Consider the following 20102-nt stretch of genomic DNA (forward strand, 5'->3'; position numbering starts at 1 on the left):
AACCATGTCCGTCGAAATCGAATTCCTGAAGCCTGTCCTGGCGCTGGTCCTGTGGACCTGCGTGATGTGGATCTGGATGTATGCGCTGCGGTTGCCAGCCTTTTCGAAAGCCGGGATCAACCCGGATGACGCCCGCCACCCCGGGACGTATGGCGACAAGCTGCCGGCGCACGTCCGGTCGGCGGCCGACAACTACAACCATCTGCACGAGCAGCCGACGATCTTCTACGCCCTGATGTTCTTCATGGCATTGACCGGCGGGGCCGATTCGACCGCGACCCTGGTTGCCTGGATCTATGTCGCCCTGCGGGTGGTGCACTCGTTCGTGCAGATCGTGATCGGCAAGGTGCTGCTGCGTTTCCTCGTCTTTACGGCCGGCACATTCTGCCTGTTCTTCCTGGCCGGACGCGAGGCGCTGCGCGTCTTCGCCGGCTAAGGCTTCCAACCAGTGTGAAACCGGATTAAAGGGCGGCGCATGGCCTCCCTCTCCCTAACACGCCTCCAGCAGGTGATCGACCGGTACGAGGAGGTCGAGGCCCGAATGGGCGCGACCTCCGACTCCAAAGAGATCATTACCCTGTCCAAGGAACATTCCGAACTCCGCCCTGTGGTGGAGAAGGCCCGCGAGCTGTTGGCTGCGCGCCGCGGCCTGAAGGACGCCGAGGCGCTGGCCTCTGCCGGCGACCCCGAGATGGCCGAACTCGCCCGGATGGAGATCGGGGAGCTCAAGGACCAGCTGCCTGCCCTCGAACAGGCGATGCAGATCCTGCTGCTGCCCAAAGACGTCGACGATACAGCGAACGTGGTGCTCGAAGTGCGGGCAGGGACGGGCGGTGACGAAGCGGCCCTGTTCGCCGGGGACCTTTTCCGGATGTACCTGCGCTATGCTCAGCTCATGGGCTGGAAGGTCGAGATCGTCGATGCCTCGGAAGGCGAGGCGGGTGGCTACAAGGAAATCATCGCGAACGTTTCAGGCGACGGCGTATTCGGCCGCATGAAATGGGAGAGCGGCGTGCACCGGGTACAGCGGGTGCCGGCGACTGAAACGCAAGGACGGATCCACACTTCGGCTGCGACGGTCGCCGTGCTGCCGGCGCCTGAGAATATCGAGATCGACGTCCGGCCCGAAGATATCCGTATCGATACAATGCGCGCTTCGGGCGCAGGCGGGCAGCACGTCAACAAAACCGACTCGGCCGTGCGCATCACCCACTTTGCCAGCGGTATCGTGGTGACGAGTTCTGAAAAGTCCCAGCACGTCAATCGCGAGAAGGCGATGGATCAGCTGAAGATCCGCCTCTACGAGAAGATGCGTCAGGAGCGCGACTCCGCGCGCGCCGAAGCCCGCGCCACGATGGTCGGCACGGGCGACCGCAGCCAGAAGGTGCGTACTTACAACTATCCGGAGAACCGGGTGACAGATCACCGGATCGGCCTGACGCTGTATTCGCTCGACCGGATCATCGCCGGCGACAAGCTGAACGACGTGATCGAAGCTCTGATCACGGAAGACCAGGCCCGCAAGCTTGCGGCGATGGAGGCCGGCGCTTGACGGCGCCCACCTATGATGAACTGGTCCAGTCTGCTGCGGCCCGGCTCGGCGAAGCAGGCATCCCGGAGGCGCGGGCGAATGCGATGTTGCTGATGCTGGCAGCGTTCGCTGATACACGCGCAGCGCTCATTTCGGCCGGTAACCAGCCCGTTCCGCTCGCCGTGGAGGCGGCGTATGAGACCGCGTTGTCGCGCCGGCTGAAGCGGGAGCCGCTGCAGCACATTATCGGCTCGACGGGGTTCTATGGGCTTGAATTCATCACCGATGCCCGCGCCCTCGTTCCGCGCCCGGACAGCGAATTGATCGTCGAAACGGCACTCGATCTGTTACCCGCCGGCAAGCCTGCCATCGTCGCTGATCTCGGTACCGGTACGGGCTGCTTGCTCGCGGCAATTCTCTCTAGTCGGCCCCTCGCGACCGGCACGGGCGTTGATGCCAGTGCCGATGCGGTCAGCCTCGCAGAGGAGAATTTCAATCGGCTCGGGTTGGCAGGCCGGGCACAGGTGTTCGCGGGCAGCTGGGCGGATTGGCCGGGCTGGGGCGAGGCTGACCTTATTGTGTCCAACCCGCCCTACATCGCCACGGATGTCATCGCCACACTCGCGCCGGAGGTGAGGGATCATGACCCCGCACTCGCGTTGGATGGGGGAGCGGACGGCCTGGCGGCCTACCGGGACATCATTGCGCGCGCCCGGACGGGAATGAAGCGCGGCGCGCCGCTTATCCTCGAGATCGGGCACGACCAGCGCGAGGCCGTGTTGCGCCTGCTGAGGGAGGCCGGCTTTGCCGAATTGGGACACCGCGCCGATCTGGGCGGCAATGATCGCTGTGTATGGGGCCATGCAGGCTGATTTTCCGCTTGTTGGCCTGACCGTTACACAGTAGAACAAATCAGCGAGGGGCAGTCTGCCGGACAGGCAGATAATGAACGCTGCCTTCGTTCAGGTTCGGTGGAATACGGTTACGGCCAATCCCAGAACCTGCCTGCAAGCAAAATGACCATTCGAATTTGGCTTGCCGGTGACCGCTGGTTTACGAACACAGGACAAGATCTTTATGAAACGCTCACGCGGTCGCAACAGGCGCCCAGGCGGAAATCAACAAAACGCCTTCAACAATCCGAACCGCCACTTTGAAAGCGTCGGCCCGGATGTGAAGATCCGTGGATCGGCTCAGCAAGTCCTCGAGAAGTACCAACAGTATGCCCGTGACGCCCACACCAGCGGCGACCGTGTGCTGTCGGAGGCCTACTTCCAGTATGCGGAACACTATCAGCGTATCGTCGCCAAGCAGAACGAAGCGCGCAACCAGCAGCAGGGCGGTCAGCAGCAGAACCGGAATGGCAACAGCAGCGGAAATGGCCCGCGCGACGACCGGGATCCGCGTGGCGGCCAGGACCGCGACCCCCGTGGCGGAGCCAATGAAGAGACCGCGCAGTCCGACGAGGATCAGGGCGAAGCTGAAGTGGTGACCGCCGCTTCTGCGCATCGCGGCGAAGACGAAGACTCCGATGCCCTGCGCGTGATCGATGCCGATGACGAACGCGAGGAAGCCCAGTCGAGCGAAGCAGCACCTTCCGAAGGCCGCGGCGATAAGGGCCGGCGTGGGCGCAAGCCTTACCGGCCGCGTGAAGAAGGTTCGGCCCGTGAAGAACGCGCCCCGCGCGAAGACCGTCCGGCCCGCGAACCGCGCGCGCCGCGCGAACCGGTGGAAGCCGCATCGGAGACAGACGGCGTGATGAAAACGCTGGCCCGGGGCCGCCGCAAGCCGGCGCCGGAAGAGGGCACACCGGCCGAGACGACCGACTAGGTATTTCTACTGTGACCAGATGCCAGCGCCCCGTCCTCACCGGCGGGGCGTTTCATTTGCGCAATGACGCTTGCGCCGGGCGTGCCGGCTTCCCAAATCCCCTTCAACCGGGTGCGTCGCCGCTGAGCGGGGCGCGCCTTCCATTCCGAGACTCTGCCTTTTCAAAGGGGATGAACCGTCATGAATATCGAACAGTACACAGAGCGTGCGCGCAGCCTGATCCAAACCGCGCAAACCCAGGCCCTGGCGGGCGGACATCAGGTCCTGACGCCCGCCCATGTTCTCAAGGCCTTGTTTGACGACCGCGACCAGCTGGCCGTGAATCTGACCCGCGCAAGCGGCGGACGGCCGGAACTGGCCGTCCAGGCAGTTGATACGGCGCTGAACAAATTGCCGAAAGTCTCAGGCGCCGGGGCAGGCGGGCTCCGCCTCGAGCAGGCCGGTGCGAAACTTTTCCAGGACGCCGAAGCCAGTGCCAAGAAGGCTGGCGACGCGTTTGTCACGGTCGAACGACTGCTGTTGGCGATTGCAGCGCTCGCCGGTGATCCGGCGGCTGAAGCGCTGAAAACGGCGGGCGTGACCGTGAAAGGCCTCGAAGCGGCGATTGCCCAGCTTCGCCAGGGCCGGACGGCAGACAGCCAGAATGCCGAAGAAGGCTATGAGGCACTGAAAAAATATGCCCGTGACCTGACCAAGGATGCGCGCGAAGGCAAGCTTGATCCGGTGATCGGCCGGGACGAGGAAATCCGCCGCGCGATCCAGGTCCTTTCACGCCGTTCAAAGAACAACCCGGTCCTCATCGGTGAGCCGGGCGTCGGCAAGACGGCCATCGCCGAAGGCCTTGCGCTGCGCATCGTGAACGGCGACGTGCCCGAAAGCCTGAAGGGCAAACGCCTCCTTGCGCTTGACATGGGCGCGCTGATTGCCGGCGCGAAGTTCCGCGGTGAGTTCGAGGAACGCCTTAAGGCCGTGCTCACGGAAGTGACGCAGGCGGAAGGCGGCGTGATCCTGTTCATTGACGAGATGCACACACTGGTCGGCGCCGGCAAGTCGGAAGGCGCGATGGATGCATCGAACCTGCTGAAACCGGCTCTTGCGCGCGGCGAGTTGCATTGTATCGGCGCGACTACGCTCGACGAATACCGCAAGCATGTTGAGAGCGACCCCGCGCTCGCGCGCCGCTTCATGGCGGTGTTCGTGGATGAGCCGACCGTCGAAGATACGATCTCGATCCTCCGAGGCCTGAAGGGCCGGTATGAGGCGCACCACGGCGTGCGCGTTTCGGATGCGGCCATTGTGTCGGCCGCCAATCTGTCGAACCGCTACATCACGGATAGGTTCCTGCCTGACAAGGCCATCGACCTGATGGACGAAGCGGCCGCGCGGCTGCGCATGCAGGTCGACTCCAAGCCGGAAGAGCTCGACGAAATCGACCGGCGCCTGATGCAGCTGCGGATCGAGGCCGAGGCACTCAAGAAGGAGAAGGACCCTGCATCCCAGGATCGCCTGAAGACCCTCGAAGTTGAGATCGGCGAACTTGATACGCGTTCGGACGAACTGACGACGGCCTGGAGTGCAGAGAAGGAAAAGCTGAAAGGCGCGGCCTCTGCGAAAGAGCGGCTCGATCGGGCTTATTCCGACATGGCGGAAGCCCAGCGCCAGGGCGACCTCGCGAAGGCGTCCGAGCTGAAATTCTCCACGATCCCGGCGCTGGAAAAGCTGATTGCCGAAGTGGAAGGCAAAGGCGACGCCGAAGGCGGCCTCGTTTCCGAAGTCGTCAGGCCTGAGCATATCGCTGCTGTCGTTTCCAAGTGGACCGGGATCCCGGTCGACAAGATGATGGAAGGCGAGCGCGAAAAGCTGTTGCGCATGGAAGAGTCGCTGCGCGGACGCGTGGTGGGTCAGGAGGATGCGCTGCTCGCCGTCTCGAACGCCGTACGCCGGGCGCGTGCCGGCCTGCAGGATCCGAACCGCCCGATTGGCTCGTTCCTGTTCGTCGGTCCGACGGGTGTGGGCAAGACCGAGCTTACCAAAGCGCTCGCCGAATTCATGTTCGACGATGAAACGGCGGTGCTGCGTCTCGACATGTCGGAATATTCCGAGAAGCACTCGGTGGCCCGTCTGATCGGCGCGCCGCCCGGCTATGTCGGCTATGACGAAGGCGGCGCGTTGACTGAGGCGGTTCGCCGGCGCCCCTACCAGGTCGTGCTGTTCGACGAAGTCGAGAAGGCGCACCCGGACCTTTTCAACACGCTGCTCCAGGTGCTGGATGATGGCCGCCTCACGGATGGCCAGGGCCGGACTGTGGACTTCAAGAACACGATCATCATCATGACCTCGAACCTCGGCGCTGATGCGCTGGCCAGCGGGGAAGAGGGTGAAGTGTCCGGAGAAGCGCGCGATCATGTGATGTCGGCAATCCGTCGGCACTTCCGGCCGGAGTTCATCAACCGGATTGACGAGATCGTGTTCTTCAAACGGCTTGGCCGCGGCGAGATCGATCATATCGTCGATATCCAGATGGGCCGTCTTGAAGGCCTGCTCCGTGAGCGGAAGATGAAGCTGGATCTCAGCCTCGCAGCCCGCAACTGGCTGGCCGCGCGTGGCTATGATCCGGTCTATGGCGCACGTCCGTTGAAGCGGGTGATCCAGAAGGAGCTTCAGGATCCGCTTGCGCGACTGCTGTTGGAAGGCCGCATCCTCGACGGCGAGACGATCCATGTCGGCGTCGAGGGCGATGCGCTTTCGATCAATGGCGTGCCCAACAGTTTTGCCAAAGGCAAGACTGCGTTCAACTGATCTTTACGGCGCTGTGGGCCGTTTCGCATTGAGGCTGGCTGTCAGGGCAGGTGGCACAGCCTCAAGCGGATCGGCCCCGCGCGCCGCGTCGATCAGGTCGCGCTGCGCCTTGAAGGCAGCCAGCACCTTGGCGTCTTTCGAAAGATCACGTCCCGTCGGCAGGTCCAGCGTCATCGGATTGGCGTAAGCACCGTTGCGCAGCACTTCGAAATGGAGATGGGCGCCGGTGCTCGAACCGGTCGAGCCGACATATCCGATTGTGTCACCGCGCATGACGGTGCGGCCGGGCGTCAGTCCTTCTGCAAACGCGGACATGTGCGCATAGACGGTCTCAAAGCCGCGCTCGTGCTGTATGCGGACGAACCAGCCATAGCCGTCACCATAGCGCATATCCGTGATCAAGCCGGACCCGGCGGCGCGGATCGGTGTGCCGACCGGCGCGCGGAAGTCGACGCCCGTATGCAGCAGCATATCGCCGGTAATGGGGTGAATGCGGTTGCCGAAGCGGGAGCTGATCTCGGCGCCGCGTACGGGTTCCCGGCTCAGGAATTCATCGCCGGCCACACCGTTGCGATTGAAGAATTCAGGCAAGCCGGAATCGTCCGGCGTGAAGCGATACCAGCTGCCGGCCGCCTTCTCGCCATTGAAGGCTGCGAAGACGAGATCGCCCGCCTCTAGGAAATTGCCGCGCTCGTCAGCGATCATTTCGATGACCACGTCGAAGCGTTCGCCCTTGTGGCCGCCTTTGGCGAGTTCGGGTTCTTCCGGAAACAGGCTGGCAAAGGTTTCGGCTTGGGCGCGGGTGCCGCCACCGTCGTGGATGGCATCTGCGAGGTTCGTGTCGATCACGCCTGAGATGCGATGCAGGGCGATCGAGGTTTTGGCCGAAAGCACGCTGGCGAAGAAGGTGCCGTCGTCACGCCGGGTCGCGGAGAGGGTGGTTTTGGGATCAATCCGGACGCTGACGCCTGTGAGCAAGGGGGTGCCGTCTTCCCTGCTGTCGTCGAAGTAGGCCACGAACGGCGAACCAGGACGCAGGCGGGCGCCGCGGGTCGGCGCGGATTCGCGCAAGGCAGTTGCGGCGGCGGCCGCATCGGTCGCGCTTGCGCCCAGCACCTCAAGCGCATCGGCGGTCGCGACGTTGGCGGTGATCCGGCCCGTCCGGGCGGACGTTGCGGTTTCAGGTGCTTCCATACGGAAGTCGGTGGCACCGAATCCAACACCGGGAATCGGGGGAGGCTGGTCGGCGCGCACCATCAGGAACAGACCCGTCATCACGCCGATCACCGCAAAGGCCGCGATACGCTCAAGCCAACGGTAGGGCGACTCGAGTCGTCGCACGGTGGCGGGTGTCTGCGGCTTGGCGCGCGTCATGCGTTAACCTCGTGCGTCGAAGATCAGGCCTTCAAGCACGGGAAGAGCAAGAACGGGGCCACATTCCCTTTTCCGGCGACTTTACAAGGCGGTTTCGCTTAACAGGCGCGATGTCAGGGCGTCGGCGAGGGGCCTGTCTCGCTGGGCGCGGAGACGAGGGAGGCCGTCAGGAGCGAGCCGTCCGGATTGGCCCTGAGGGCATCGACCTGGGCCTTGTAGGCCATGAATTCGGCCAGCATCGCCGGCTCGAGCGTCAGTTTGCGTCCGTTGGGCAGTTTCAGTGACATCACGTTCACCGGTTCGCCTTTGACATAGACTTCATAGTGCAGGTGCGGGCCAGTCGAGGCACCGGTCGAGCCGACATAGCCGATCACGTCCCCCTGTTTCACCTTTTTGCCGGCCTTGATGCCCTTGGCATAGCGGGAGAGGTGGGCGTAGGCGGTCTGGTAGCCGCCGGAATGCTTGATCTTGATGTAGTTGCCGTAGCCGCCATAGCGGCTGGCGCGCTCGACCGTGCCGTTACCGGCCGCATAGACAGGTGTGCCGGTGGGCGCCGCAAAGTCGGTGCCCTTGTGCAGTTTTGTATAGCCCGAAATCGGATGCTTGCGCTTGCCGAAACCGGAGGAGATCCGGGCGCCGTTGATCGGCGTCTTCATCAGGAACTTCGTCGCGCTCTCGCCATTCTCGTCATAGTAATCGGCGACGTCATCATCCGACGGGGTGAAGTGGTAGAAACCGCGCTTCAGCGCCTTTCCGTTCAAGGCCGCGTAGAGCACTTCGCCATTGCGCACGGGGTTCCCGCGCTCGTCGTAGAACGTCTCGAACAGAATCTCGAACCGGTCTCCCGGATAGATTTCACGCTGGAAGTCGATGTCGTAGGCAAAGGCGCTGGCGAAATCGACGACCTGCTGGTCTTCTGCGCCGAGGGCCAGGGCGGCGGCATAGATCGAGGTTTCGATCTCGGCTTCGACGCGTTTGTAGCCCGGCGTCAGCTTGGCGTAGAGCGGTGTGGCGGACCAGCCATTCTGGGCGTTGCGCGTGATCAGGAGGCTGCGATCGGTATCGGCGCGCACCGAAACGGCAGTCAGCACGCCATTGTCAAAATAGGCTTCAGCTTCCGTCTTGCCGGGCCGGAGGCGTCGGCTGTCCAGTACATCGCTGCCGGTCAGCGTATGGAGGGCGGCGCCCGCATCGCCCGGCGCGGCGCCAAGGCGCATCAACAGGCCGGTCAGGGTTTCGTTGCGTTCCAGACGTCCTTCGACATGTTGCAACGGCACTGCATCTTCGACATCCAGGGCGTTCACGAGGCGCGCAGCGAGCGGAAGCGGCACGGCAGCATCGGCCGTCTGCTCGAAGGGTACGGTCGAACGGCCCGCCATGACCAATCCGGCAATTGCCGAAACGCTGCCCAGCACACCCAGGACAATCAGGCTTTTGATGCCCTGGGAAAGACCGGTTTTCGGGCGGTCTGGGAGTTCGGTCGGCTCAGTGGTCTCGTAGGGAGTCACAGATTGTGTATCCTGTCGTTCTGACGCCCCCCGGCCCTGAGGCTGGCACGCCAACTGCACGCTGCCCATGCTCTCGCTTCCCGCTTAAGGATTCAAGAAATCTCGGCGTGAGACTTAGATGCCAAGTTAGGACTTTATGTCGTAGGAAAAGCAAGAAGCAAGCCGGTCGATCCAGTGAATCCAGCAGAAGCCCCAGAACAGGGTTCGCCTGAGGGCCCCGCGCCGACGCCGCGCGGCGGGCGCATCTGGTATGTGCTGTCCGGGTTTGTCGTTGTTTTTCTTGGTGGTTCGCTGCTCCTCTGGTTCCTGCGCAAGCCCGTGGCAGAGCAGGCTCTCGCGGCCTGGTGCGCCGACCGCGACCTCCAGTGTGACGCAAAATTCACCGAGCTCGACACGTCCGGCATCACCGTCTCGGCGGTGAAAGTCTCGTCCGGTTCGGCGGTCCCGGCCGAAGCGAGCGAAGTGCGTGCGGACATTCGTTGGAAAGGCCTGTTCACGCCGGAAGTCACAGGCGTGACGGTTAACGGCCTGTCCCTTCGCGGCACATTGGATGCTTCGGGATTGCGCTTCGGAGGGATCGAGCGCCTCGCCCAGTCTGGCGGCGGTGGCGGGCCCACTCCGCCCATCGACATCAAGGACGCCCACATCGAACTGATGACGCCTGCAGGCGCGACCGATGCCACGCTCAACGTCTCCGGCAGCCTGCCGCGCAACGGCCTCTTGTCGATCCGGCTTGAACCGGCCGAATTGTCCAACCCTTTGGCCCGTCTGAATCTCAGCACGGCCCGGCTGGATGTCCGCGCAGTCGATGGCCAGGTTGATGCAGAACTCGGCATTGGCATCAGCCAGGCGGTGCTGGCTGACTATGCGCTCGAGTCCTTTGATCTGCTCGCCCGGGCAGATTTCAACGAAGATGACCGCAAGCCCGCTGGCATGGAATGGTCCCTGCGCGCCGCCCGGATCGCGTCGCCCGATGCAAGAGCGACCGATATCCGCACCTCGGGCCGGATCGACTTCGGCGCGATTCCCGACACGACGCCGGAAGGGCTGCTGCGGGAACTCGCCAGTGCAGCGTTCGCCGTGGATGCCATGAGCCTGAGCTGGGCCGGCTACACGGTCGACAGCGCCCATATCGAGGGCGAGCTTGCGGGGAAGGAGGGCGATGTTTCCGGCCCGCTGCTCCTGTCGACTGGTATGGTGATCGGACCAGTCGGCTCCGCGACTTCTGCGTCACTCGGCGGGGAGTTGCAGAGCCGCAGGGACGGTTCCGCAGGCTTTGATGGCGAGTTTTCCGTGAACGGAGCAGCGCTCGATGCCGCGCTGCGCATCAAAGCCGGCAAAGCCTTTACGCTGCCCGGTGTCCTGTCCGGTCATGTTGACGCCTTGCGCGGGTCGATTGATCGCGCTCTGTCCGGCTTCGATGCGGATACGGACATTTCCCTTCGTTGGCAGGACAACGCCATCAAGGTGTCCGGGACAGGGGAAGGCGTGCTCAAGGCGGCTTCGGGACTGCAACTCAGCGTCACGCCGGAGGGGTCGGCGCCTTGGCTTTCGGCCTCGAAGTCCGGTGTCTTTGCGGCGGGCGAGATCAAATTGTCCGGCGGCGGTGCGCCCAACGCCCGGTTGGATGTCGACTCGTTCACCCTCACGCCGGATGCGGCAACGCTCGCCGCCGACGCGTTCGAGCTGTCGCGGTGGACCGTCGGTGGGCGCGGCCTCTCGGCCCGTCTTGGAGATATCCATCTCGAAAAACGGACGGAAGACCTTCAATTTGCAGGCGCGGGCGAGCTGTCCTTCGCAGGCGACGCTTCCGGCGTCCGGTTCGAGCCGACAACCGTCCGGGGCGGACTCGACGGCGCGTGGGACGATAGCGGCTGGCGCGTTCAGTCCTCCGGCGCGGCCTGTCTGTCGGTCGATACCGCCGGTTTCAAGCTGGGCGCTATCGAGGCGCAACCGGCAGCGATCAATGTCTGCCCGGTCAATGGTCGCTTCATGCGTCAAGGCAAGGTCGCGGGTGGCTCTGCCGACCTCGGCGCCGTTCGATTGCCCTTCACGCTGCAATCCGGGTCCGGTGTGTTCGGTCTTGATGGCGCCGTCATCGACTGGACGGCAGGAAAGACCTTTGCGCTGACGGCGCGCGCCAAGTCAATCGACCTGCCGCTGGAGCTCGGGGAACGTACACTGACGATTGAGGGCGCCGTGCCCCGCATCGATATTGAAACAGGAAAGGGACCGGCGAGGATCGTCGCGCAGCTTGGTGAAACCGAGTTCGGCGGCACGATGATGCCGGCCAATGTGTCCGCCGGCGCGTTCACATTCAACGGTGTCAGCGCGGCGGCGGGTGTCAAAGGCGCCGTTGCCGGAACGGGCGTACGGATCACCGACACGCGCACCGACGCGCTCTACAATCCCATCATCGGCGAGTTTGCCGGCACGCTGGGCGAGGACAACCGGCTGCAGCTTGCGGGTCCGCTCAATCTGCTGGCGCGCGGCACCCCGTTGGCCGACGCAACGCTCGACCTCGATCTGATCTCGCTGGATGGAACGGCCCGGGTCACCACCAAGCCTCTGAATTTCAGGCCCGGGGGGCTGCAGCCGGACATGATCTCGGCGCGTCTGACCGGCTTGTTCACGGATGCGCGCGGCGGCGTGTCGAGCGTTGCCGATTTTGTCATCCGGGATGGCAAGGTGGACGGTACGGCAGACTTCAAGGTCAGCGATTTCGGATTCCAGACCACGCGGTTCGGGCGGGTATCAGGCGTCAACGGCACTGTCTATTTCGACGACCTTATGGGCCTGACGACAGCGCCGGTGCAGGAGCTGCGCATCGGTTCCGTCAATCCGGGACTTGCGCTGGCCAGTGGCCGCGTCGTGTTCGACCTGCGCGATGCGGGGATCTTGCACCTTGATACAGTGACCTTTCCGTTCGGCGGCGGTGAGCTCGCGCTTGCGCCCTTCGACTGGGCGCTCGAAGGCGGCTTGCAGGCCCAGTCGGTCGATGTGACCGCCGGTGCGATCCAGCTGGCGCAACTGGTCGAGATCCTCAAGCTGCCGGATACAAAAGCGACGGGAACGGTCAGCGGCACATTTCCCATCGAGTTTTCGGACAACCGTGTGCTGATCAAGGACGCCGTGTTGCGCGCCGATGCGCCCGGCGGTCGGCTTTCCTATACAGGAGGCGCCGTCGATGCGGCGGCCGGACAGGATGTGAATGCCAGCCTCGCCTTCGATGCCCTGCGCGATCTCAAATTCAGCGTCCTCGAAGTCGGCATCAACGGTGATCTGGCCGGCGACCTGCGCGCCGATCTGCTGCTTGCCGGAGAGAACATCCAGCCTCTGAAGTTGAACAAGTCCGTCACCGTACCGGCCGGCCAGCCCTTTGAGTTCGCGATCAGGTTCGACCTGCCGATCGGCCGCCTGATCGACAACAATCTCGGCCTGATCTCCCAGCAGGATGTGATCGATGCGACCATCAAGCTGCTGAACGACGAGACGGCCAAACCGCCCCCCACGGAGCAGCAACCGTCTGAATGACGCACAACAGCGCGATCGATTGACGTTAAGCCAGCCCGTGTCATTGTCCGGATCGGAAACTCAGGAGTCAGCCGTCATGGCCTATCAGCGAATTCTGCTTGTCGCGGCAAGCGCCGCCGGGCTCGCCGCCTGTACCCCGACGGTGCGGATCGAGCCGTCCGACAAGCCGATCAAGATCGATCTCAACGTCAAGATCGACCAGACTGTGCGCATCCAGCTCGACCGCGAGGTCGAAGACCTGATCGCCAGCAACCCAGACCTGTTCTAGCCCGCGAAGCCGAGGAGACATCCCATGACAGCCTTTCGCACCCTTCTGCTGAGCCTGAGTTTTGCCCTGGCCGCATTCGCCTTCGCGCCGCCGGCATCCGCGGGTGATCCTGTGATCGACGCTGCCATTGCGGCCGGAGAAGTCGGCGAGCGCATCGACGGCTATCTCGGCGTGGTCGGCACGGCCGACGCTGCCACCGTTCGCAAGGTTCAGGACATCAACAACCGCCGCCGCGCCGTCTACGAACAGACCGCGAAGGACAACAACACGACCGTGCAGATCGTCGCCCAGTTGGCCGGCGAAAAGCAGATCGCAAAGCTCGAAGCCGGTCAGTTCTATATGGACGCTTCCGGCGTATGGCAGCGCAAATAGACTTGCCACCCACCCGCCAGGCCTTAGCTTGGCGGGTGATGTCACGCACACGTATCATCTGGCTGATTGCGGCCTTTGTGGCCTTGGGCGCGCTCCTCTGGGGCGCGACTTTCTTTTGGGAAGGCATTGACGGCGACGTCAGCGGTCATGGCTGGTTCGCCTACATCCTGGGCGGCGTGTTCACCCTTGGTCTCTCGGCGGGTCTGTTTGCGCTGACCTTCTACAGCGCGCGCCACGGTCATGATGATATCGACCCGCCCGCCGGCAACGGAACGCCCTGATTCGACCTATGTCTTACCATCCTGTCACGCAGGCTTGATTGACACACCGCGCGGCGCACCCGATTCTGCAGCATGGCTGGAAACAATAACGGGCTGAAACCGATGAACCTCGATCCTGCGCGCTTTGCCGCGTACATCGCCGCACGGCTGTGCCACGATATCGTGTCGCCCGCCGCGACTATGTCCCTCTCGCTGGAGATGCTCGACAGTCCCGGAAGCCCTGAGGAAAAAGCGCACAGCGAACGCACGTTGCGCGAAGGCGTTCAGAGCGTGGCCGCCACACTGCAATTCCTGCGCTACGCCTTCGGATCCATGGGGTTGCAGCCGGGCACCGCCGACGCGCACCAGTTCCGCAAGCTGACGGATGATTATGTCCGCTTCCAGAAGCCGTCTCTGGAATGGGACCTTGCCACAACCGAGCTCGGCTACGGCCATGCGCGCCTGATCATGAACCTCGTTCTGGTAGGCCTGACCGCGACCGTGCGGGGCGGCGTGATCCACATCCGGGTGCGCGAGGAGGGCGGGGTCAAGAACGTCGTGCTGACCTGCAAGGGTGACCGCGTGATCCTAAAGGAAGACGTAGCCAAAGCGCTCGCGGGCGAAGAGCCTGAAAGCGGCTGGCGCCCGGAGAACATCCAGCCCCTGTTTGCCAAGATGACCTGCGACAATCTCGGGGGCACACTGCACGCAAAAACGACGCCGGACGGCATCGTCTTTATGGCCACCGGGCTGCGCCAGCAGTCGGCCTGAGGCAAAAGGTAAACAATCTGGTGAGGGTTTGTTAACATCTCTGAGGCACCCCTCTAGGGATACGACAGCTCAATCCAGCGGATTTTTGCCCTATGAAGACGTGCCTCATTGTGGACGACTCCCGGGTTGTCCGGAAGGTGGCATCCCGCATCGTCCGGGATCTCGGTTTTGTGGTCACTGAGGCCTCCGAAGGCGCCGAAGCGCTGCAGATGTGCCGCCAATCCATGCCGGATTGCGTCATCCTGGACTGGAACATGCCGATCATGAACGGGCTCGACTTCGTGAAAGCCCTGCGCCGCGAAGAAGGTGGGAAATCGCCCCGGGTCGTGTTCTGTTCGATCGAAAATGACGCTGAACACATCCGGGAGGCCCTGCGCTCGGGCGCAGACGAGTTCATCATGAAACCCTTCGATGCGGACATTCTGGAGAGCAAATTCGCAGAAGTCGGCCTCATCTGAAGGCTTTCTTAAGATTAGGCGGCCTAACGGTAACTTTTGAGGCCTCAACGCCTCACGTCGGAGCAGCGCATGCAGGAAGCCGTATTCAACGCCTTGGTGGACCTGGCCCTCAATGCTTCCGGCCAGACCATTCCGGCGTCGAAAGCCTACCTGATCGAGGCGCGCCTTGCCCACATTGCCCGCCGCGAGGGCTTTGGCAGTCTTGAAGATCTCGTTCACTGCCTTGAATCCCGGCAGAATCCTGTCTTCCGGTCCGAAATCGCCGCCGCGCTCCTGTCGCGCGACACTTGGTTCTTCCGTGAACCCGGCTCGCTGGAGGCGTTGGTTCGCACCAGACTGCCTGAACGCGTCGCTGCCTCGCCAGCGGGCCGTATCCGCGTCTGGTGTGCCGGCGGCAGCACGGGGCAGGAGGCATACTCACTCGCTATGTTGCTCGAAGACGAGCCGCCGCCAGGGCTCGCTGGTGCCAAGGTTGAAATCCTTTCCACCGATATCTGCAAAGTCGCGACCGAAAAGGCGCGTCAAGGCGTGTTCGGCCATTATGAGGTACAGCGTGGCCTTTCGATCCAGAGGCTGCTGAAACACTTCACGCGTCTCGATTCCGGCGACTGGCAGGCCTCCGAAGCCCTTCGGACCCGCGTCAGCTTCCGGCTGCACAATCTCCTCGAACCGGCCGCCGGGCTGGGCAAGTTCGATATCATCCTCTGTCGCAATGTGCTGACCGAGATGGCCCGCTCCGCGCGCGTCCGCGTCGCAGAAAGCCTCGCCAAACAACTCGCGCCGGGCGGCCTGATCCTGCTGGCCCAGGGCGAGACCCTGCATGGCCTGTGCGATGGTCTTGAACCAGCCAGCGACATCCGCTGCGGCTGGGTCGCCGCCGGCACTGCAAACGCCAAGGCCAGTGCGGCCTGATCCGCACCGGAACCGTCCGGCTACATCGACAAGGCCAGATCGAGCGCATCAGCATGATCGGCCGGCACGTCCGGGGTGACACCGCGCCCTTCAATTCGGCCATTTGCCATTGAGTAATAGTCCGCAATCGGCAGCGAGAGCTGGAATCCGCCGGGCAGGTCGAACATCTTCTGCGACAGCATCTCGCCGCTCGTGGTCTCCCCGATCAGGGTCGCCCGCCCGGAGGCCTTTAGCGCGTCGGCCGCCAGCTCGGCGGCGCTGGCAGTCTGGCCACTGATCAGCACCATGACTGGGCCGGTATAGGGATCTGGACGCGGCGTCATGCGGATCCGCGTGATCGCTTCGCTGGTGGCATTTGACCAGAAGTCGCGGATCGACCAGCCGGTCCAGGGTTCGACCATTTCGATGTCGGCGAGCGCCGGCGGATTCTCATGGTTTGTATGCCAGCGCTGAGCCACAAAGGCACCGGCGTCCAGCGGCTCTGCCAGGACGTGCTCGACCAGCGGCACCATCGCGAACGCGCCGCCACCATTGTTCCGCAGGTCTATGATCAGGCGTGAAGCGCCATGCGCCGCGATTTCGGCATAGGCGGCATCGATCTGTTCGATCGTGTCGAGCCCCATCATCGTGTTGACCGCCAGGATCGCCGCGTCGCCCTGCCAGGCCAGGCTGGCGCCGTTTCCGACACGCAATGTGTCGAGATAGGCAGCGGTTTCGGCGGCCGTGTACTTGGTCTTGTTCAGAGCAACATGCGAAAACGGGCCATCGGCCCAGAGCGTCCTGAATCCGGCGATGAAAGCCTCGTCGGTGTCGCTGGACTTCGCCAGCTCCGTCAGGCCTGCTTCGATTTGCCGGTAGGCGTCGGAGTCGAGCTCGCGGGGATTGTAGTGGTAGGCGCGCATGGCGGCGTTGATGGCGTTGGCGGTCTCCAGATACGGCGAGGGAGCAACCGGGCTGGCCGGGTCGGGGACCGCAGCGGCGACAGTCTCTGTGTTCGCACCTTTGTGGGCGCAGCCGGAAACGGCGGCTGAGAGCGAGAGGACCGCGAGTGCTAAAGTCAAAGACCGCATGGAAAGGCTTTCGTGTTTCGACATCAATTTATCGATAAACAATATATTGATGATTTGATCGGTCAATCGCCCCGCGACGAAGTCCGGAAAAATCACGACAGAACACGATTGCCCGGTCGTCAGAGCACAAAGGCTCGTAAATGCGGACCTTCCGCGCTATATGCGCGGCTTAACCAGCTGCTCCGGGCCTTGAACCCGGTGGGAGTAAGATATGACGACGCCAGATACTTCGTGGCCCGAAGGCCGCGTGAACTCGCTTGGTTTTGCCAAGCCTCCCCATCAGACACGTGTGGTCGCGGCCATGTCGGGCGGCGTGGATTCGTCTGTGGTTGCGGCGATGCTGAAGGCCGAAGGCTTTGACGTAATCGGCATCACGCTTCAGCTCTACGACCATGGCGCCGCCATCGAGAAGAAGGGGGCGTGTTGCGCGGGGCAGGACATCCACGATGCCCGCAACGTGGCTGACCAGATCGGCATCCCGCACTACGTGCTGGATTACGAGTCGCGCTTCCGCGAGCAGGTGATGCACGACTTCGCCGACACCTACCTGGCCGGCTCGACGCCGATCCCGTGCATCCGGTGCAACCAGACGGTCAAGTTCTCGGACCTTTTGCGCACCGCCAAGGACCTGGGCGCGGATTGCCTCGCCACGGGACACTACATCCGGCGCACAGAAGGCCCGGCCGGCCCGGAACTCCACCGTGCGGCGGATGCCTCCCGCGACCAGTCCTATTTCCTGTTCGCCACCACGCGCGAGCAGCTGGACTATGTCCGCTTCCCGCTCGGCGGCTTGCCGAAATCGGAAGTGCGCGAATTGGCAGACCGGTTCAACCTGCCGGTTGCCGCGAAACCGGACAGCCAGGATATCTGCTTCGTGCCGGAAGGCTCGTACGCGAAAGTCGTCGAGAAACTGCGCCCGGGCTCCGGACGCGCTGGCGAGATCGTGCACCTGGATGGCCGCGTGCTGGGCCAGCATGACGGGGTGATCAACTACACGATCGGCCAGCGCCGCGGCCTTGGCGTTGCGGTGGGTGATCCCCTGTTTGTTGTGAAGATCGACGCGCCCAAGCGCCGGGTCCTTGTTGGCCCGCGTGAAGCGCTGCTGACACGCGGGTTGCTGCTGGAAGAGCTGAACTGGCTCGGCAACGGCACACTCGAATACGCCGCACGGGCGGGTGCGCGCGTGTTGGTGCGCGTTCGCTCGACCCGGCCGCCCGTGCCGGGCCATCTCGGCTTCGAAGATGGTCAGCCGGCTGTCTTCTTCGACACGCGGGAAGAGGGCGTTGCGCGCGGCCAGGCGGCGGTGCTCTACGATCCGGACGGCGAAACCCGTATCCTCGGCGGCGGCTTCATTGCCCGCGCCCTGCCAGCCGACGAACGGGTGGCGATGGCCTAGGCGCCGGGCTTGTCGCCGGGCCCCTGATCCGGGAAAATGGTTGACCATTTGCTGGCCGGGACTAGCGTTCTGCGCTTGATGGGGGATGATCATGGGCCTGAGTACTAGACTGTCGGAATTCCTGCTCAAGAAGGAGGAAAGCCAGCCTGCGCCGGCGTTGGACGTCCGCTTTGTGCCGGAACTGCCCGACCGGATCCTGGATGCAGATGAGCCGCACGAACTCGGCGAGCCGCTGCTCGAGAGCCTGGATGCCGAAGGCCAGTGTTTCGTGATCTGCTACATCAATTCCAAAGGCGTCCACAGCACCCGCCGGATTACCATGCGCGCACTGAAGCGCACGTCGGAGATGCATATCCTGCTGGTCGCGCGCTGTGCGGAAACGCGTGAGCTGATGGGCTTTCAGGCGAACCGGATTCGCTATTGCATGGACATCAATGGCGAAAAGTACGAACCGCCCTACATTTTCCTTGCCGAGATCTTCGGTCTCGCTCCGGCAGATGCGCAGCTGCTGGTCTCGGAACGTCCGCAGCGCATCGACACCTGGCCGCCTCCCGATGAGGCTTACAGCCAGCTTCGCCACCAGCTTCGCAATGAGCTCGCTCTGCTGGTCGCCATGTCGGAGTGTGACGGCCACGTCTCGCAAACAGAATCCGATGCCATCATCCAGCACATCCGCCAGCGTGCCGATGCGCTCGGCCTGCCACTGGGGTCGGTCCGGATGCAGCGGCTGAAGGCCTACATCCGGCGTCTGCGTCCGACGGCGGACCAGATCCGCGCGTCAATCGACGAAGTCTCTGCGCTGCCGCTTTCGGCGCAGCGGGAATTCCTCCAAGCCTGCCACAATGTCGTGGAAGCCGACGGCGCATTGCATGAGCAGGAGCTCGCGCTGCTGGAGCAGATCCGGAGCGATCTCGCGGAAGGCTGACGGGTCAGCTCATCCAGTCGGGGACAACCGCGCCGCCGCCGCTCTTGAACTCGGGAGCGGGGTAGCGCTCCAGCAACCGGGCGACGATCAGGTCTGCCACACGTTCCGCCTCCCGGAGCGGTTCGTAGACCCATTGATCCAGCGATCCGGTGAAGCGCCGCGCCGCGCCGCGCGCGATGAGGCTGGCGTGTAGCTTGTCGAACTTCTCGGCCTTGCCCTCCAGCGCTGCAATGTGCACCGGCAATCCGTGCCACGCGGCTTCCGAGAGCATGTTCGAGCTGTCTTCGGTGACGATGGCAGCTTTCGAGAACATCAGCCAGGCGAGGTATGGATTCTGCCCGTCCTGCGCCCCGGCCCAGAACTGGCCGCCGGTTTCGTCGGCCATCTTGCGGAACTGTGCCACGACGCTGATCGGGGTACGACGCGAGGTGGTGATGCGCAGGCGCCAGCCGTCGGCCGCGAGCTTGCGCAATTGGGCTTCGAGGCGCGCGGCCGCCGCCGGCGAGAACGTGTGGACCTTGGAATTGCCGCCGAGGATGACCACAACGCTGCGGTTCGTATCGTCTGCCAACGGCGCAAAAACCTGCCCGGTCTCCTCCAGCTGGTCCGGTCCGAAATAGGACGGCGAACCCACCGTTGTGACGACATTCGGCCCGGTGATCCCGTCATGTTCGGGCACGACCAGAAGGTCGAAGTGCGAAGGATCGATGTACGGATCCAGAATCTGGACCGTGAAGGTATTACCGCCGGACCGTTCACGGACGAGTTTGGTGAAGGCGGCCGAACGGCGCCCGGCGGCAATCCACAGTGTTGGCCAGGGCGGCGCGATCTGCGCGCGCTGGCTGGCGGGAAGGGCTTGCAACAGCATCGGCCATTTGTCCGCGGGCAGCCAGGTCCACGGCGCGCGCGGGGTCAGCAGCAGCGGAGCCTGGCGGTGCGCCGCGCCGGCGATATGCGCGATGCGCATCCAGCGGCCGGGTTCGCCCAGCGCCTGCACCAGCGCACGTACCTGCGATGCGTTGCCGGCGCGGCCGTCAGAGGCCGCCCAGACGGAAGGCCCCAACGTACTCATGGGCGACCCCATGGAGCAGCTC

General features: G+C 63.7%; 18 protein-coding genes. 14 read left to right on the top strand and 4 right to left on the bottom strand.

Annotated features, from left to right (window positions below):
* Nucleotides 1-4: 4 nt before the first annotated feature.
* The 5 genes from GC148_RS13950 to clpB all read left to right on the top strand — a co-directional run bounded on the left by GC148_RS13950 (nt 5) and on the right by clpB (nt 6160).
* The gene (locus tag GC148_RS13950) at nt 5-436 is read left to right on the top strand and encodes an MAPEG family protein (RefSeq protein ID WP_291071633.1); all 432 of its coding nucleotides are present in this window, start codon (nt 5-7) and stop codon (nt 434-436) included.
* A 39-nt stretch (nt 437-475) separates the two neighbouring features.
* Nucleotides 476-1552, top strand: a complete 1077-nt coding sequence (prfA, locus tag GC148_RS13955) for a peptide chain release factor 1 (RefSeq protein WP_291071635.1) — start codon at nt 476-478, stop codon at nt 1550-1552.
* The gene (gene prmC, locus GC148_RS13960; protein ID WP_291071637.1) at nt 1549-2403 is read left to right on the top strand and encodes a peptide chain release factor N(5)-glutamine methyltransferase; all 855 of its coding nucleotides are present in this window, start codon (nt 1549-1551) and stop codon (nt 2401-2403) included. Before prfA ends, prmC begins: the two co-directional genes overlap by 4 nt.
* A 205-nt stretch (nt 2404-2608) precedes the next feature.
* Nucleotides 2609-3361 carry a DUF4167 domain-containing protein gene (locus GC148_RS13965; RefSeq protein WP_291071639.1) on the top strand — a complete coding sequence of 251 codons (753 nt, stop codon included), beginning with the start codon at nt 2609-2611 and terminating at the stop codon, nt 3359-3361.
* 180 nt (nt 3362-3541) lie between these two features.
* Nucleotides 3542-6160 carry an ATP-dependent chaperone ClpB gene (clpB, locus tag GC148_RS13970; protein WP_291071641.1) on the top strand — a complete coding sequence of 873 codons (2619 nt, stop codon included), beginning with the start codon at nt 3542-3544 and terminating at the stop codon, nt 6158-6160.
* A gap of 3 nt (nt 6161-6163) precedes the next feature.
* On the opposite strand, the gene GC148_RS13975 is transcribed toward clpB, so the two are convergent.
* Together GC148_RS13975 and GC148_RS13980 are read right to left on the bottom strand one after the other, a co-directional pair.
* The gene (locus GC148_RS13975) at nt 6164-7534 is read right to left on the bottom strand and encodes a M23 family metallopeptidase (protein WP_291071643.1); all 1371 of its coding nucleotides are present in this window, start codon (nt 7532-7534) and stop codon (nt 6164-6166) included.
* Nucleotides 7535-7647: 113 nt separating this feature from the next.
* Complete coding sequence (locus tag GC148_RS13980; protein ID WP_291071645.1) at nt 7648-9042, bottom strand: M23 family metallopeptidase; 1395 nt, start codon at nt 9040-9042, stop codon at nt 7648-7650.
* A 174-nt stretch (nt 9043-9216) separates the two neighbouring features.
* Here GC148_RS13980 and GC148_RS13985 point away from each other — a divergent pair, with 174 nt between their 5' ends.
* The 7 genes from GC148_RS13985 (at nt 9217) to GC148_RS14015 (ending at nt 15617) form a co-directional block, all read left to right on the top strand.
* Entirely contained in the window at nt 9217-12576 is a 3360-nt protein-coding gene (locus GC148_RS13985) for a YdbH domain-containing protein (RefSeq protein WP_291071647.1), read from the top strand.
* A gap of 76 nt (nt 12577-12652) precedes the next feature.
* Nucleotides 12653-12844 (top strand): YnbE family lipoprotein, encoded by a 192-nt coding sequence (locus GC148_RS13990; protein WP_291071649.1) that lies wholly within the window; start codon nt 12653-12655, stop codon nt 12842-12844.
* A 24-nt stretch (nt 12845-12868) separates the two neighbouring features.
* A complete protein-coding gene (locus GC148_RS13995; RefSeq protein WP_291071651.1) occupies nt 12869-13216 on the top strand; it encodes a YdbL family protein in 348 nt (115 codons plus the stop codon).
* Nucleotides 13217-13254: 38 nt separating this feature from the next.
* Nucleotides 13255-13497: a hypothetical protein gene (locus tag GC148_RS14000; protein WP_291071653.1), complete on the top strand. Its 243-nt coding sequence runs from the start codon at nt 13255-13257 to the stop codon at nt 13495-13497.
* Between the two features lie 72 nt (nt 13498-13569).
* Complete coding sequence (locus tag GC148_RS14005; RefSeq protein WP_291071655.1) at nt 13570-14247, top strand: histidine phosphotransferase family protein; 678 nt, start codon at nt 13570-13572, stop codon at nt 14245-14247.
* Between the two features lie 92 nt (nt 14248-14339).
* Nucleotides 14340-14705 carry a response regulator gene (locus GC148_RS14010; RefSeq protein ID WP_291071657.1) on the top strand — a complete coding sequence of 122 codons (366 nt, stop codon included), beginning with the start codon at nt 14340-14342 and terminating at the stop codon, nt 14703-14705.
* A 69-nt stretch (nt 14706-14774) separates the two neighbouring features.
* On the top strand, nt 14775-15617 hold the full coding sequence (locus GC148_RS14015; protein ID WP_291071659.1) for a protein-glutamate O-methyltransferase CheR: 843 nt from the start codon (nt 14775-14777) through the stop codon (nt 15615-15617).
* 20 nt (nt 15618-15637) lie between these two features.
* On the opposite strand, the gene GC148_RS14020 is transcribed toward GC148_RS14015, so the two are convergent.
* A complete protein-coding gene (locus tag GC148_RS14020; RefSeq protein ID WP_291071661.1) occupies nt 15638-16711 on the bottom strand; it encodes a S41 family peptidase in 1074 nt (357 codons plus the stop codon).
* A gap of 187 nt (nt 16712-16898) precedes the next feature.
* Here GC148_RS14020 and mnmA point away from each other — a divergent pair, with 187 nt between their 5' ends.
* Nucleotides 16899-18083, top strand: coding sequence for a tRNA 2-thiouridine(34) synthase MnmA (mnmA, locus tag GC148_RS14025; protein WP_291071663.1), 1185 nt, complete (start codon nt 16899-16901; stop codon nt 18081-18083).
* A 91-nt stretch (nt 18084-18174) separates the two neighbouring features.
* Complete coding sequence (locus tag GC148_RS14030; protein ID WP_291071665.1) at nt 18175-19008, top strand: TerB family tellurite resistance protein; 834 nt, start codon at nt 18175-18177, stop codon at nt 19006-19008.
* A 4-nt stretch (nt 19009-19012) separates the two neighbouring features.
* Here GC148_RS14030 and GC148_RS14035 read toward each other — a convergent pair whose 3' ends face one another.
* Nucleotides 19013-20092 carry a mitochondrial fission ELM1 family protein gene (locus GC148_RS14035; RefSeq protein ID WP_291071666.1) on the bottom strand — a complete coding sequence of 360 codons (1080 nt, stop codon included), beginning with the start codon at nt 20090-20092 and terminating at the stop codon, nt 19013-19015.
* Between the last annotated feature and the right edge of the window lie 10 nt (nt 20093-20102).

The sequence above is a fragment of the Hyphomonas sp. genome (assembly GCF_016125515.1).
In the GTDB taxonomy this organism is placed as follows: domain Bacteria; phylum Pseudomonadota; class Alphaproteobacteria; order Caulobacterales; family Hyphomonadaceae; genus Hyphomonas.

Excerpts from the sequence above, each read along its gene's own strand:
- GC148_RS13965 (WP_291071639.1), top strand. The coding sequence starts at position 2,609 with ATGAAACGCTCACGCGGTCGCAACAGGCGCCCAGGCGGAAATCAACAA.
- GC148_RS13975 (WP_291071643.1), bottom strand. The coding sequence starts at position 7,534 with ATGACGCGCGCCAAGCCGCAGACACCCGCCACCGTGCGACGACTCGAG.
- GC148_RS14030 (WP_291071665.1), top strand. The coding sequence starts at position 18,175 with ATGGGCCTGAGTACTAGACTGTCGGAATTCCTGCTCAAGAAGGAGGAA.
- GC148_RS14020 (WP_291071661.1), bottom strand. The coding sequence starts at position 16,711 with ATGTCGAAACACGAAAGCCTTTCCATGCGGTCTTTGACTTTAGCACTC.
- GC148_RS13950 (WP_291071633.1), top strand. The coding sequence starts at position 5 with ATGTCCGTCGAAATCGAATTCCTGAAGCCTGTCCTGGCGCTGGTCCTG.
- GC148_RS14000 (WP_291071653.1), top strand. The coding sequence starts at position 13,255 with ATGTCACGCACACGTATCATCTGGCTGATTGCGGCCTTTGTGGCCTTG.
- GC148_RS13990 (WP_291071649.1), top strand. The coding sequence starts at position 12,653 with ATGGCCTATCAGCGAATTCTGCTTGTCGCGGCAAGCGCCGCCGGGCTC.
- clpB (WP_291071641.1), top strand. The coding sequence starts at position 3,542 with ATGAATATCGAACAGTACACAGAGCGTGCGCGCAGCCTGATCCAAACC.
- GC148_RS13995 (WP_291071651.1), top strand. The coding sequence starts at position 12,869 with ATGACAGCCTTTCGCACCCTTCTGCTGAGCCTGAGTTTTGCCCTGGCC.
- prfA (WP_291071635.1), top strand. The coding sequence starts at position 476 with ATGGCCTCCCTCTCCCTAACACGCCTCCAGCAGGTGATCGACCGGTAC.
- mnmA (WP_291071663.1), top strand. The coding sequence starts at position 16,899 with ATGACGACGCCAGATACTTCGTGGCCCGAAGGCCGCGTGAACTCGCTT.
- GC148_RS14015 (WP_291071659.1), top strand. The coding sequence starts at position 14,775 with ATGCAGGAAGCCGTATTCAACGCCTTGGTGGACCTGGCCCTCAATGCT.
- GC148_RS14005 (WP_291071655.1), top strand. The coding sequence starts at position 13,570 with ATGGCTGGAAACAATAACGGGCTGAAACCGATGAACCTCGATCCTGCG.
- GC148_RS14010 (WP_291071657.1), top strand. The coding sequence starts at position 14,340 with ATGAAGACGTGCCTCATTGTGGACGACTCCCGGGTTGTCCGGAAGGTG.
- GC148_RS14035 (WP_291071666.1), bottom strand. The coding sequence starts at position 20,092 with ATGGGGTCGCCCATGAGTACGTTGGGGCCTTCCGTCTGGGCGGCCTCT.